The organism is Paracoccus actinidiae (genome assembly GCF_030863885.1).
GTDB lineage: Bacteria > Pseudomonadota > Alphaproteobacteria > Rhodobacterales > Rhodobacteraceae > Paracoccus > Paracoccus everestensis.
Window position 1 is genome coordinate 1,891,242 of the sequence record NZ_CP132956.1, and the last position, 12,895, is coordinate 1,904,136.

At 65.5% G+C, this 12,895-nt stretch carries 13 protein-coding genes; all 13 read left to right on the forward strand.

Annotated elements, in window-relative coordinates; translation table 11 throughout:
• Positions 1 to 89: 89 nt before the first annotated feature.
• The 13 genes from Q5701_RS09475 to Q5701_RS09535 all read left to right on the forward strand — a co-directional run bounded on the left by Q5701_RS09475 (position 90) and on the right by Q5701_RS09535 (position 12,886).
• Positions 90 to 974 carry a LysR family transcriptional regulator gene (locus Q5701_RS09475; RefSeq protein WP_306754986.1) on the forward strand — a complete coding sequence of 295 codons (885 nt, stop codon included), beginning with the start codon at positions 90 to 92 and terminating at the stop codon, positions 972 to 974.
• Positions 975 to 1,295: 321 nt separating this feature from the next.
• Positions 1,296 to 1,967, forward strand: a complete 672-nt coding sequence (locus Q5701_RS09480) for an isochorismatase family protein (protein ID WP_306754987.1) — start codon at positions 1,296 to 1,298, stop codon at positions 1,965 to 1,967.
• Position 1,968: 1 nt separating this feature from the next.
• Positions 1,969 to 2,907, forward strand: a complete 939-nt coding sequence (locus Q5701_RS09485) for a polysaccharide deacetylase family protein (protein WP_306754988.1) — start codon at positions 1,969 to 1,971, stop codon at positions 2,905 to 2,907.
• Entirely contained in the window at positions 2,907 to 3,830 is a 924-nt protein-coding gene (locus tag Q5701_RS09490; RefSeq protein WP_306754989.1) for a polysaccharide deacetylase family protein, read from the forward strand. Before Q5701_RS09485 ends, Q5701_RS09490 begins: the two co-directional genes overlap by 1 nt.
• A 9-nt stretch (positions 3,831 to 3,839) precedes the next feature.
• Positions 3,840 to 5,273, forward strand: coding sequence for a 3-isopropylmalate dehydratase large subunit (gene leuC, locus Q5701_RS09495; protein ID WP_306754990.1), 1,434 nt, complete (start codon positions 3,840 to 3,842; stop codon positions 5,271 to 5,273).
• 10 nt (positions 5,274 to 5,283) lie between these two features.
• On the forward strand, positions 5,284 to 5,898 hold the full coding sequence (leuD, locus tag Q5701_RS09500; RefSeq protein ID WP_306754991.1) for a 3-isopropylmalate dehydratase small subunit: 615 nt from the start codon (positions 5,284 to 5,286) through the stop codon (positions 5,896 to 5,898).
• A 57-nt stretch (positions 5,899 to 5,955) separates the two neighbouring features.
• Positions 5,956 to 7,179: an ABC transporter substrate-binding protein gene (locus Q5701_RS09505; RefSeq protein ID WP_306754992.1), complete on the forward strand. Its 1,224-nt coding sequence runs from the start codon at positions 5,956 to 5,958 to the stop codon at positions 7,177 to 7,179.
• Between the two features lie 61 nt (positions 7,180 to 7,240).
• Entirely contained in the window at positions 7,241 to 8,110 is an 870-nt protein-coding gene (locus Q5701_RS09510) for a branched-chain amino acid ABC transporter permease (RefSeq protein ID WP_306754993.1), read from the forward strand.
• Positions 8,110 to 9,087: a branched-chain amino acid ABC transporter permease gene (locus Q5701_RS09515; RefSeq protein ID WP_306754994.1), complete on the forward strand. Its 978-nt coding sequence runs from the start codon at positions 8,110 to 8,112 to the stop codon at positions 9,085 to 9,087. The genes Q5701_RS09510 and Q5701_RS09515 overlap by 1 nt, the downstream gene beginning before the upstream one ends.
• Positions 9,080 to 9,820: an ABC transporter ATP-binding protein gene (locus tag Q5701_RS09520; RefSeq protein WP_306754995.1), complete on the forward strand. Its 741-nt coding sequence runs from the start codon at positions 9,080 to 9,082 to the stop codon at positions 9,818 to 9,820. The genes Q5701_RS09515 and Q5701_RS09520 overlap by 8 nt, the downstream gene beginning before the upstream one ends.
• Positions 9,813 to 10,514 carry an ABC transporter ATP-binding protein gene (locus Q5701_RS09525; RefSeq protein ID WP_234853338.1) on the forward strand — a complete coding sequence of 234 codons (702 nt, stop codon included), beginning with the start codon at positions 9,813 to 9,815 and terminating at the stop codon, positions 10,512 to 10,514. Before Q5701_RS09520 ends, Q5701_RS09525 begins: the two co-directional genes overlap by 8 nt.
• A gap of 61 nt (positions 10,515 to 10,575) precedes the next feature.
• Positions 10,576 to 11,469 carry an isocitrate lyase/PEP mutase family protein gene (locus tag Q5701_RS09530; RefSeq protein WP_306754996.1) on the forward strand — a complete coding sequence of 298 codons (894 nt, stop codon included), beginning with the start codon at positions 10,576 to 10,578 and terminating at the stop codon, positions 11,467 to 11,469.
• A gap of 16 nt (positions 11,470 to 11,485) precedes the next feature.
• The gene (locus tag Q5701_RS09535) at positions 11,486 to 12,886 is read left to right on the forward strand and encodes an FAD-dependent oxidoreductase (protein WP_306754997.1); all 1,401 of its coding nucleotides are present in this window, start codon (positions 11,486 to 11,488) and stop codon (positions 12,884 to 12,886) included.
• The last annotated feature ends 9 nt before the right edge of the window (positions 12,887 to 12,895 follow it).

Sequence of the window (12,895 nt, forward strand, 5' to 3'; positions counted from 1 at the left end):
GCTCCTGACTTGTTGCAGCAACAGTATCCATTTGGCAGTCACATCAAAAATGATAAATGTCCATGAGATCATGTATCGGATGAATGTTCATGCGCATCAGGCGATACCTGCCGAACCTCAGCCTGCTTCTGGCCTTCGACGGGGTGATGCGGCACGGGTCGGTGACGGCTGCGGCGCAGGAGCTGGGCCTGACGCAAAGCACCGTCAGCCGCCTGATCCAGACGTTGGAGGACCAGATCGGCCAGCCGCTGTTCCTGCGCCACCGCCGCCGCCTGATCCCGACCGAAGGGGCCACCCGCTATCACGCAGACATCTCGGCGGCGCTTGACCTGATCCAGCGGGGCGGCATGTCGCTGATTGCCAACCCGGAAGGGGGCAGCATCAACCTGGCGGTGCTGCCGACCTTTGGCACACGCTGGCTGGCCCCGCGCCTGCCCGGCTTCATGACCCGGCATCCGGGGATCATGGTGAACCTGACCACGCGCTTCCAGCCGGTATCCTTCAGCAACGAGCCGTTCGATGCCGCGATCATCTATCACCAGGGCGACACCGTTCCCGACGACAGCCTGCTGTTGTTTGGCGAAAGCCTGACGGCCTGCGCAAGCGCAGCCTTTCTGGCCGCCCATCCGATCATGCAGCCAGACGACCTGGAAGGCCTTGTGCTGCTGTATCTGCAAACCCGGCCCGGTGCCTGGGCCGATTGGTTCCGGGGACAAGGGGCGCAGGCGGTCCCGTCGGGCGGGATGGTGATGGACCAGTTTTCCATGATGATCCAGGCCGCCATATCGGGGCTTGGGGTGGCGCTTCTGCCCGATTATCTGGCTCGCCAGGAAATCGCCGAGGGCCACCTGCTGCCCATCCTGCGACCGGCTGTTCCCGGACGCGGGGCCTATCGCCTGGTCTGGCCCCGGACGCGGGCCGAATCCCGCCCGCTGATCCATTTCCGCGACTGGCTGGCAGCCGAAGTCGCCTGAGGCGCGGTCAAATCGGATCGCGGTCCAGCTCGGCGGCAATGTTCGCATCCACGGGTGTGTCGTTTTCCGATCTGCCAAGACCTCCCGCAGGATGAAAAGCAAGCGGCTCACGCGCAGGTTGCCGCATCTATCGGCTGAACCTCCAGCCGCCGCGCGGGATATCTTCCCCTTGATATCCGGTCGAAATTTTTTCTTTACAAATGACATAAAGAGATAACAATAAATGAAACGCGGCCGTGGATCAGGTGTGGAGGAGGCAAGGCCGAAGGCCAGCCAAGGCCCGATCCGCAGGCGCAGCCAGAGGAGGTCCAAGGAATGGAAATGTCGTCGCTGACGGCCCGGCAGATTTATGAGCACGCCAAGGCCAATCCCACCCGCCGCCGTTTCGGGTTCGGCAGAAAGCCGATGCTGATCAACATCGACCTGCAACTGGCCTATACCGGCTTGGGCGAGTTCGCGACGGCTTACGAGACCGATCCCAAGCAATTGGATTATGTGAACCAACTGGCCGACCTGGCCCGTGCCAAGGGGTTGCCGATCACCTGGACCTATGTCGCCTATATGCAATCGGGCGAGGATTGCGGGGTCTGGGGCACGCGAACCGACACGCCGGATTCGCTGCAGAACATCAAGGTGGGCTCGCGCCGCGCCGAATTCGATCCGCGCCTGAAGATCGACCATGTCAAGGACATCGTCATCAACAAGCGCATGGCATCGCCGTTTCATGAAACGAACCTGCAATCGCTGATGGTCTGGCACGGGTGCGAAACGGTGGTACTGACCGGCGGCTCGACCTCGGGCTGCGTGCGGGCCTGCGTGGTGGATGCGATCTCTCGGGGGTATCGGGTGATCGTCCCCGAGGAATGCGTGGCCGACAAGCACGAAAGCCCGCATTTCGCGAACCTTTATGACATCTCGGTCAAGTATGGCGACGTGATCCCGGTGGCCGATGCCATCGCCTGGTATGACGCCTATCAGCCCGAGGCACGCTGAGATGGACGGCACGAACGAGATGCAGTCGGACCTAGGGCTTTACGATTATCTGCCCTGGCCGGGGCGGCCCAGGATCACCTGGCCTGGCGGCAAGAAGCTGGCCGTCTGGATCGCGCCCAATATCGAATTCTACGAATACGATCCGCCGAACAACCCCACCCGCACCCCCTGGGGCCGCCCCAACCCCGACGTTCTGCAATATTCGCACCGCGACTATGGCAACCGCGCGGGCTGGCAGCGGATGATGGCGGCGATGGACAGGGCGGGCTTTCGCGGATCGGTGTCGCTGAACGTCGCGCTCTGCGATCATCACCCGGAAATCATCCGCGCCTGCGCCGACCGGGGATGGGAGTTCTTTTCCCACGGTATCTACAACACCCGCTATGTCTATAACATGACGGTGGACCAGGAACGCGAGATCATCCGCGACGCCTTTGATACGGTTCGGAAGCACACGGGTCAGGAACTGGCGGGCTGGCTGTCGCCCGCGCTGTCGAACAACCTGTGGACCATGGACCTCCTGGCCGAGGCGGGGATCCGCTATACCTGCGATATGTTCCACGACGACCAGCCGATGCCCGTGAAGGTCAAGTCCGGCAAGCTGATCTCGATGCCCTATTCGCTCGAGATGAACGACGTGATCGTGTATAACAGCCAGAAGGTCACGCCGCGCCACTATGGCGAGATCATCCGCCGCCAGTTCGACCAGCTTTACAAGGAATCCCACGAAAGCGGCATGGTCATGTGCATCCCGCTGCATCCCTATCTGGTGGGCCAGCCCCACCGCATCGACGCCTTCGCCGAGGCCATCGACTATATCGCCGGCCATGACGGCGTCTGGCAGGCCACGGGGCGAGAGATTGCCGAGGCTTATCACGCCAGCGGCGCCTATGACGCGATGACCGCTGCCGCCGCCAAGCACGCGCAGGGGGACCGCTGATGTCGCTTCCCGAGAATTACCTCGACTATCCGGCCCGTCGCTACGGCATGGATCACGACCGCTATGACTGGTCGGATATGTTCGCGCGCAAGCCGATCACCTGGCCCGACGGCGCGCGGATCGCGCTGTCGGTCGTGACCCATGTGCAGCATTTCCCGCTGGATATGCCCGCCAAGCCCTTCAAAGCGCCCGGCGCGCTGTCGATGCCCTATCCCGACTTCCGCTATTTCACCAACCGCGACTATGGCAACCGCATCGGCGTGTTCCGCATCCTGCGGCTGCTGGCGGAAAAGGGGCTGCAAACCAGCTTTGCCATCAACGGCTGCATCGCCACCCGCTATCCCGCGCTGCTGAAGGCGGTGGTCGAAGGGGGGCACGAGGTGGTGGCTCATGGTCTGGACATGGGCAAGGTCCACCATTCGGGCCTGTCGGCCGAGGATGAGAACGCGATCATCGCCGAAACGCTGCGCCTGCTGCGGGGCGCCAGGGGCCAGCCGGTCGAGGGGTGGCTGTCGCCCGGCCGCGCGCAGGGCTTCAACACGCCCGAACTGCTGGCCCGCAACGGCATCCGCTGGAACCTGGACTGGGCGAACGACGACCTGCCCTACCCAATGCGGACCAGCGAAGGCAGGCTTCTGGCGATGCCGCTGGCATACGAGACCGACGACCGGGTGGTCGCCAACGAATATTTCCAGTCCGAGCCCGAATGGGTCCAGCAGGTCAAGGACCGCTTCGACGTGCTGTATCGCGAAAGCGCCGAATACGGCGGCCGGGTGATGAGCCTGCCGCTGCATTCCTGGGTATCGGGGATGCCCTATCGCGTCGAATACCTGCGCGAGGTGCTGGACTATATCCTGGGCCATGACGGCGTCTGGACCGCCCCCGTGGGCCAGATCGCCGCTGCGGCCGAAAGCCAGGTCTGACGGGCCTGCATGAACAAGGAACGGATCGCCATGACGCCAGCATCCGACAAGACGCCGCGAACCCTGTTCAGCAAGATCTGGGACGCGCATGAGATCATGCGGCACCCGTCAGGGCAGTCGCTTCTGTATATCGACCGCGACCTGATCCACGAGGGCAGCTTCCATGCCTTCGCCGACCTGAAGCGCCGCAACCTGCGCCCCCGCCGTCCCCAGCAGATCTTCGGGATCGCGGACCATTACGTCCCCACCCTGGGGCGCAGCGCGGATGACGCGGCAAGCCCCGCCATCGCCCGCATGATCCGCACCTTTGACGAGAACATGGAATGGGGCGGCCTGCGCCATTTCGGCCTGTCCAGCCGCGAACAGGGCATCGTCCATGTCGTGGCGCCGGAACAAGGCATCACCCTGCCCGGCCTGACCATCGTCTGTTCGGACAGCCACACCTCGACCCAAGGCGCGCTTGGGGCCATCGCCTTCGGCATCGGGCAGTCGGAAAACGCCCATGTTCTGGCGACCCAGACCCTGTGGCAGATGCGGCCCAAGACCATGCGCGTCACGGTGGACGGGCAACTGGGACAGAGCGTCACCGCCAAGGACGTGATGCTGGCGCTGATCGCCCGGATCGGGGCGGCGGGCGCGGGCGGGCACGCCATCGAATATGCGGGCCAGGTCGTGCGCAATATGTCGGTCGAGGCGCGGCTGACGCTGTGCAACCTGTCGATTGAGGCTGCCGCCCGCCTGGGCATGGTCGCCCCGGACGAGACGACCTTCCGCTATGTCGCGGGACGCCATTACGCGCCCACGGATCAGGAATGGGATCTGGCCATGGCCCAGTGGCAAGCCTTGCCGACCGACGACGGCGCCCCCTTCGACCGGGAGGTCGAGATGGACGGCGCGGCCATCGCCCCCATGGTCACCTGGGGCACAAGCCCCGAGGATGCCGTCCCGATCACCGGCCGCATCCCCGATCCCGCCAGCTTTGCCAGCCCGGAGAAGCGCAAGGCCGCCGCCAAGTCGCTGGAATACATGGACCTGGCACCTGGCACCGAACTCGACGGGTTGCCCATCGACCGGGTCTTCATCGGTTCCTGCACCAACAGCCGGATCGAGGATCTGCGCGCCGCCGCAGCCATCCTCAAGGACCGCAAGGCCGCCGTCCCCGCCATCGTCGTGCCGGGTTCCACCCAGGTCCGCGAACAGGCCGAGGCCGAGGGCCTGGCCCGCATCTTCCGCGAGGCGGGCTTCGAATGGCGGCAATCGGGCTGTTCCATGTGCGCGGCGATGAACGGCGATGTGGTCGGACCGGGGGAACGCTGCGCCTCGACATCGAACCGGAACTTCGTGGGGCGGCAGGGTCCGGGGTCGCGCACCCATCTGGTCAGCCCCGCCATGGCCGCCGCCGCCGCGATCACCGGGCGGCTGACCGATGTCCGCAGGCTGTGAGGAGGATGCGATGAAGGCCTTCACCCGCGAAACCTCGACCGTCGCCTATGTTCCGGGCGTGAACTGCGACACCGACCAGATCATCCCCGGCCGCTTTCTCAAGGCCGACCGGGCCGAGGGATACGACAAGTTCCTGTTCCACGACATCCGCCGCGACGCGAAGGGCAACCTCGACCCCGGCTTTCCGCTGAACCGGCCCGACGCACAGCAAGCCCGGATCCTGCTGGTCGAGGACAACTTCGGCTGCGGGTCATCCCGCGAAGGCGCGGTCTATGCCTTGGCTGATGCGGGCATCCGCGCACTGCTGGCACCCAGCTTCGGCGACATCTTCTTCAACAACGCGCTCAAGAACGGCATCGTCCCGGTCCGCCTGCCGGTCACGACCTGCGAGGCCCTGGCGGATCACCTGTCCGCCAACCCCGACGCCGCCGTCACGGTCGACCTGGAAGCCGCGCAGGTCGTGCTGCCCGGCGATCTGGGCACACATCCGATCACCATCGACGCCTTCGCCCGCGACTGCCTTCTGCAGGGCTTGGACGAGATCGAGATGACCTTCACCTACATGGACCGGATCGCGGCCTTCGAAGCCGACAGAATGGCCCGCAACCCATGGCTGGGGCGCTGATCGCGCCCGGTCCCACGCCTTTAACAAGTCATACGAATAACAAGCAGGGAGACGACAATGACATACACACTCAATCGCCGCGGCTTGCTGAAGGCCTCGGGCGCGGCTGCCCTTGTCAGCGGGCTGTCCATGCCCTCGATCCTGCGGGCGCAGGGCCAGACCGTGAAGATCGGCGTGCTGGAACCGCTGACCGGCAACCTGGCCTATAACGGGACGCAATGCGCGGCGGGCGCGAAATTCGCGGCCGACGCGATCAACGCCGCTGGCGGCATCAAGAGCATGGGCGGCGCGCAGATCGAACTGGTCGTGGTCGATGCCCAAAGCCGCCCCGAGGTCGCCGCGTCCGCCGTGGACACCCTGGCCGAGGCGGGCGTGGTGGCCTTTACCGGCGCAAGCGCATCGGCCTTGGGCCTTGCCTCGTCGCAGGCGGCGGCGAAATACGACCTGGCGCAGGTGTTTTCCATCGGCACGGCCGAGATGATCGTGGAACGCGGCCTGCCCAACGTCTTCCGCTTCACGCCCGGCGTGAACAAATGCACCAGCGTCGCGCTTGAAAACCTCAAGCAGCTGAACGCGGCTGCCGGCAGCCCAGTCAAGACCGCCGCCATCGTCCACGAGGACGGCCCCTTCGGATCGAACATGGCCAAGATCATGGCCGAGCAACTGCCCCAGCAGGGCATCGAGGTGGTCGAGACGATTTCCCACCCCACGCCGCATCGCGACTTCAACAACATCGCGCTGCGGGTGAAGGCGTCGGGCGCCAACATCCTGATCCCGTCGAACTATCTGAACGAATACACGCTGATGGCCCGCGCCCTGCGCCAGCAGCGGGCCGAACTGATGGCGATCTATTCTATCCTGGGCGGCGCCGCGTCCAACATCAAGTTCGTGCGCGAAAACAACGACGTGGCGCAGTATGTGATGGACTGCAACCACTGGTACGACCCCAACAAGCCGGAATCCCAGGCGCTTGCGGCCAGCGTGGCCGAGGCGGGGCTGGACCTGACCTATGATGTGATGGTGTCCTATGCCACGATCCAGGTGATCGCCGACGCCCTGGAACGCGGCGCCTCGACCGACCGCAAGGCGATGATCGAGACGCTGGCGGCATCCACCTTTGACGGCTCGATCATGCCTTACGGCCCGACCAAGTTCGTCAATGGCGACAACGTCAATTCGCAGCCGGTGAACACCCAGATCCGGGGCGAGGAGATCGAGCTGGTCTTCCCCGAGGAATACGCAACCGCCGAGCCTGTCTTCCCTGTTCCGCAGGAAGGCTGATCCGACCACGCCCCCGCCACCCGGCGGGGGCCACCGGCCGACCCATGACAAGCGAGTGTCCATGTCCAGCCTCATCCTGCCCGCCGTGCTCAGCGGCCTGACGATGGGGGCCGTCTATGCGCTTGTCGCGCTTGGGCTGACCCTGATCTACGGTGTCCTGCACATCATCAACTTCGCCCATGGCAGCCTGCTGATGCTGGCGCTGTATGCGGCCTATTTCCTGTTCGTCCACATGGGCGTGGATCCCTATCTGGCGATCCCGATCCTGCTGCCGGTGTTCTTCTGCCTGGGCTATGTCCTGCAACGCTGGCTGATCGCCCCCATGAGCGGCGGGTCGGAACAGAACGTCCTGCTGGTCACGCTGGCGCTTGCCCTGATCATCGACAACCTGGCGCTTTACTTCTGGACATCCAACACGCGCAGCGTTGACATCCCCTATGCCTACAACACCGTGGAATTCCTGGGCGCCTATCTGCCGCTGGGCCGGGTGATCGCCTTCTTCGCGGCCATCGCCGCCGCGCCCCTGCTGTGGCTGTTCATGACCCGCACCCGCACCGGGTCCGCCATCCGCGCCGTCGCCATCGAGAAGCGCGGGGCTGAAATCGTGGGCATTGACGTGAACCACACCTATGCGATCTGTTTCGGCATCGGCACGGCCTGCGTGGCGCTTGCCGCCTGCCTGCTGCTGCCGACCTTTTATGTCACGCCGCAGGTGGGTTACTCCTTCGTCCTCGTGGCCTTTACCACGGTCGTCCTGGGCGGCATGGGCAGCCTGCCCGGCGCGCTGATCGCGGGGCTGCTGCTGGGGGTGATCGAGTCGCTCTGCGGGCTGTTCCTGGGCGAAAGCCTGGGCCAGATCGGCATCTTCATGGCCTTCATCCTGATCCTGCTGTTCAAGCCGTCGGGTCTTCTGGGCAGGAGGGCCGCGTGATGAAACCGCAATCCATGGGACAGGCGGTCCTGATCGCACTGGCGCTGATCTATCTGGCCAGCCTCTACTTCATGTCCTCGCCCGTCTGGATGGGCTTCACGATAAACGCGCTGATCGTCGCCGTCGTGGCGCTTGCCTGGAATATCACCGGCGGCTTCGGGGGCATGGCGTCCTTCGGCCATGCCGCAATGTACGGGACCGGAGCCTATGCCTCGGCCATCCTGCAGGTCCAGTATGGCGTGAACGCCTGGATCGCATTCGCCGCAGGGATCGTGGCGGGTGCGGCGATGGGGGCCTTCATCGGCGCGCTTGCCTTCCGCTATGGCCTGAAGGGATCCTACTTCGCGCTTGTCACGCTGGCCTTCGCCGAGGTGCTACGGATCTGCGCCTCGTCCTTTGCCATCACTGGCGGGGGCAGCGGCCTGCAACTGCGGCTTGATCCGGGGCTGTCCACGTTGCAGTTCAACGACCGGACCGTCGTCTATACGATCCTGCTGGTGATCGTGGCCCTGGTCATGGCCCTGACCGCCTGGCTGAAATATTCGCGCTTCGGTGCCTATCTGATCGCGGTGCGGGAAAACGAGGACGCGGCCCGCGCGCTTGGCATCGACACCTATTGCATCAAGGTCAAGGCCATGGCGATTTCCGGCGCCTTCGCGGGACTTGCCGGGGTGCTGTATCTTCAGGTCTGGCTGTTCATCGACAGCGCCGTCGTCTATGGCAGCGCGGTGTCGATCGAGGCGCTGATCGGCCCGATCATCGGCGGCGCGGGTACCGTCTGGGGACCGCTGATCGGCACGCTGGGCCTGCATCTGCTGGGCGAGGGCGCGAAACATCTGCTGCACAATGCGCCGGGCCTGAACTTCGTGCTTTACGCGGTGGTCCTGATCTGCGCGCTGCGTTTCCTGCCGCAGGGCCTGATGGGGCTTGCCGCGCGCATCGGCACCTTCCACAAGAAGGAGGACGACAATGCTTGAGGTCCGCAACCTGTCCAAAAGCTTCGGCGGCCTGAAGGCGGTGGACAACGCTTCCCTGGACGTGCCCGAAGGCGGCATCGTCGGCCTGCTGGGTCCGAACGGCGCGGGCAAGACCACCTGCTTCACCATGATCGCGGGTTTCACAAAGCCGAACGAAGGCACGGTGCGCTTCATGGGCCAGGACATCACCGGCCTGCCCCCGCACCGCATCTGCGCCATGGGCATGATCCGCACCTTCCAGATCGTGCAGCCCTTCGCGGGCCTGACGGTCCAGGAAAACATCGCCGTGGGTGCCTATCTGCACCACCACGACCGGGCCGAGGCAATGGGAGTGGCACGCCAGGTCGGCAAGCGGCTGGGCATGGGCGCGATGCTGGACCGCCCGGCGTCCTCCCTGACCATCGCGGGGCGCAAGCGGCTGGAACTGGCCCGAGCGCTCGCCACCGGCGCCAAGCTGCTGCTGCTGGACGAGGTGATGGCGGGCCTGATCCCGTCCGAGGTGTCCGAGATCGTCGGCATCATCCGCCAGATCCGAGACGAGGGGCACACCTTCCTGATGATCGAACACGTGATGCAGGCCGTGATGAGCCTGGCCGAAACTGCCTATGTGCTGAACCACGGCAAGATGATCGCCCATGGCACGCCCCGCGAACTGGTCCAGGATCCCGGCGTGGTCGAGGCCTATCTGGGCCACGGCGCCGCCGCCCGCCTGCAGGAGGGACAGCATGCTTGAGATTTCCGGCATCCGTGCGGGTTATGGCTCCATGGCCGTGCTGCACGGCATCGACCTGCGCGTCGACGCGGGCGAGATCGTGGCCCTGCTGGGGTCGAACGGGGTGGGCAAGACCACGCTGAACAACGTCATCTCGGGCTTCATCCGGCCCACGGCAGGCGAGGTGCGGTTCGAGGGGACGCGCATCACCGGCATGAAGCCGCGCGACATCGTGGCGCTTGGCATCGCGCAGGTGCCCGAAGGCCGCAAGATCTTCCCCAACCTGTCGGTCGCGGAAAACCTGGAACTGGGCGCGTTCCGCCGCGCGACGGCCAACCGCAAGCAGAACTTCGACCGCATCTGCACGATCTTCCCGCGCCTGCGCGAACGGCTGGACCAGCTTGCGGGCACGCTTTCGGGGGGCGAACAGCAGATGCTGGCGATCGGGCGCGGCATGATGTCCGAACCCAAGCTGCTGATCCTGGACGAACCCTCGCTGGGCCTGTCGCCCCTGATGGTCGAGGAAATGTTCGGCCTGATCGGGCGCATCAATGCCGATGGCTGCGCGGTGCTGCTGGTAGAACAGAACGTGATGCAGTCGCTGAACGTCGCAAGCCGGGCCTATGTGATCGAACAAGGCCATCTGGTGATGCAGGGGGACGCGGCCGGGATGCTGGCCGATCCGCAGCTTCGCCAGGCTTATCTGGGTCTTTGACGGCCCGCCCGCCGGGCGCGCGTCGTCCGGCGGCACAACAGACGCAAACGGAGAAACGAAAATGTCGCTGACACGCACGCGCCGCCTGCGCCAGGCCCTGGCAGGCGAACGGGCCGTCATGGCCCCCGGGGTCGTTGACGCCATGTATGCCCGCCTTGTCGCCGAGGCAGGGTTCGAGGCCATGTACATGACCGGGGCCGGAACATCGGCCACGCGGCTGGGCTATCCCGACGTGGGGCTGCTGACCATGACCGAGATGGTGGACAACGCCACCCGCATCGCCGACGCATCAGACCTGCCGCTGATCGCGGATGCGGACAACGGCTTCGGCGGACCGCTGAACGTGCGCCGGGCGATCCAGCTTTACGAACGCGGCGGCGTGGCGGCGGTCCACTTGGAAGACCAGGTCCTCCCCAAGCGCTGCGGCCACCTGTCGGGCAAGCAGTTGATCAGCGCGGAAGACATGGTCGCCAAGGTCAAGGCTGCCGTGGATGCGCGCGTGGATCCCGACTTCGTGGTCATCGCCCGCACCGACGCCCTGGCGCTGCACGGCCGCAACGTCGCCTTCGACCGGGCCGAGATGTATCGCGAGGCAGGCGCCGACGTGATCTTCATCGAAAGCCCCCTGCCCGACGACCTGCCCCATGTCGCACCACGTTTCCCCGGCATCCCGCTGCTCTACAACATGGCGACCTCGGGCAAGACGCCGTTCCTGACGCGCACGGAAATCGAGGCGCTCGGCTTCAAGCTGATCATCTATCCCAACTGGCTGCTGCTGTCGGCCTGCGAGGCCGCGCGCAAGACGCTCGAGGTGCTGAAGCGCGAGGAAACCATCGCCTCGGTCGCGCCCCATGTGATGAGCTTCAAGCAGTTCTTCGACACCGCCCGCATGGCCGAGGTGCAGGAACTGGAAGCCCGCTATGGCACGCCGGAAAACAGCCGCACCGATTACTGACCACAAGGAAGACACCATGGCCGTTCTGTCCGCCGATGGCGTGGATTTCGACTTCGAGATGCCGGTCGTGGTGATCGGCGCAGGCGCCTGCGGCCTTGTCGCGGCGCTTGCCGCCCATGACGCGGGGCAAGAGGTGATGATCCTCGAACGCGACGACAACCCGCAAGGCTCGACCTCGCTGTCGGCGGGCCTGATCCCGGCGGCAGGCACGCGGTTGCAGCGCGAGGCCGGGATCGACGACGACCCCGAGTTGTTCGCCGCAGACATCGTGGCCAAGACGCACGGCCATACGCCGCAGGACATGGCGCTTCTGACCGCCCGCACCTCGGGTCCGATGATCGACTGGCTGATGGACAGCCACGCCGTCAGCTTCCGGCTGGTGACGGGATTCCTGTATCCCGGCCATTCGCGGATGCGGATGCACGGGCCGGACAGCCGCACCGGGGTGGATCTGGAACAGGCGCTGCTGTCAGCGGTGTCGCGCGCGGGCATCGACCTGCTGACCGGCGCCTCGGTCGAGGATCTGTTCGTCGATGCCGAGGGCCGCGTCACCGGCGTGCGCTTCCGCCGTCCTGATGGCGCCGTGGAGACCTTGGGCTGCAAGGCGCTGATCCTGGCCTGCTGCGGCTTCGCAGGCGACGCGGACATGGTGCGCCGCCACATCCCGGAAATCGCCGACGCCGAATGCTGCGGGCATCTGTCGAACACCGGCGACGCGGTGAAATGGGGCGCGGAACTGGGCGCGCAACTGGCCGACATGGGCGCGTATCAGGGCCACGGATCGGTCGCGCATCCCCATGGGTTGCCGCTGACCTGGGCCGTGGTCACGCAGGGCGGCATCCTGGTCGACACCGAGGGCCGACGGTTTTCCAACGAGATGCGCGGCTATTCCGAACACGGGGCCGAGGTTGCGGCACAGCCAGGCCATGTCGCCTGGGACATCTTCGATGCCCGCTGCGAGGAAGCCGCGCTGGATTTCCATGACTATCGCGAGATCCGCAAGCTGGGGGCGGTGAAGTCCGCCGATACAGTCGAGGATCTGGCTACGGTGACAGGCCTGCCCCTTGATTCGCTGCAAGCTGAACTGGATGGCATCGCCGCCGCTGCAGCCAGCGGCATACCCGACCGCCTGGGCCGCAGCTTCGCGCCCGACCAGGTGCTGGTCCCGCCCTTCCGCGCGGTCAAGGTGAATGGCGCGCTGTTCCACACCCAGGGTGGGCTGGTCATCGACCATGACGCACGGGTGCTGCGGACCGATGGCACGCCGCTGCCGAACCTGATGGCGGGGGGCGGGGCCGCGCGCGGCCTGTCCGGCGATTCCAACTATGGCTATCTGTCCGGCAACGGCCTGCTGTCGGCCACCGCTTTCGGGCGCCTGGCCGGCATCACCGCCGCGCGCATCGCAGCCGAGGCATGACGAGGATGG

Bases quoted from the DNA above. Each gene is read 5' to 3' on its own strand.
- Q5701_RS09475 (WP_306754986.1), top strand. From the start codon at position 90: ATGCGCATCAGGCGATACCTGCCGAACCTCAGCCTGCTTCTGGCCTTC.
- Q5701_RS09480 (WP_306754987.1), top strand. From the start codon at position 1,296: ATGTCGTCGCTGACGGCCCGGCAGATTTATGAGCACGCCAAGGCCAAT.
- Q5701_RS09485 (WP_306754988.1), top strand. From the start codon at position 1,969: ATGGACGGCACGAACGAGATGCAGTCGGACCTAGGGCTTTACGATTAT.
- Q5701_RS09490 (WP_306754989.1), top strand. From the start codon at position 2,907: ATGTCGCTTCCCGAGAATTACCTCGACTATCCGGCCCGTCGCTACGGC.
- leuC (WP_306754990.1), top strand. From the start codon at position 3,840: ATGAACAAGGAACGGATCGCCATGACGCCAGCATCCGACAAGACGCCG.
- leuD (WP_306754991.1), top strand. From the start codon at position 5,284: ATGAAGGCCTTCACCCGCGAAACCTCGACCGTCGCCTATGTTCCGGGC.
- Q5701_RS09505 (WP_306754992.1), top strand. From the start codon at position 5,956: ATGACATACACACTCAATCGCCGCGGCTTGCTGAAGGCCTCGGGCGCG.
- Q5701_RS09510 (WP_306754993.1), top strand. From the start codon at position 7,241: ATGTCCAGCCTCATCCTGCCCGCCGTGCTCAGCGGCCTGACGATGGGG.
- Q5701_RS09515 (WP_306754994.1), top strand. From the start codon at position 8,110: ATGAAACCGCAATCCATGGGACAGGCGGTCCTGATCGCACTGGCGCTG.
- Q5701_RS09520 (WP_306754995.1), top strand. From the start codon at position 9,080: ATGCTTGAGGTCCGCAACCTGTCCAAAAGCTTCGGCGGCCTGAAGGCG.
- Q5701_RS09525 (WP_234853338.1), top strand. From the start codon at position 9,813: ATGCTTGAGATTTCCGGCATCCGTGCGGGTTATGGCTCCATGGCCGTG.
- Q5701_RS09530 (WP_306754996.1), top strand. From the start codon at position 10,576: ATGTCGCTGACACGCACGCGCCGCCTGCGCCAGGCCCTGGCAGGCGAA.
- Q5701_RS09535 (WP_306754997.1), top strand. From the start codon at position 11,486: ATGGCCGTTCTGTCCGCCGATGGCGTGGATTTCGACTTCGAGATGCCG.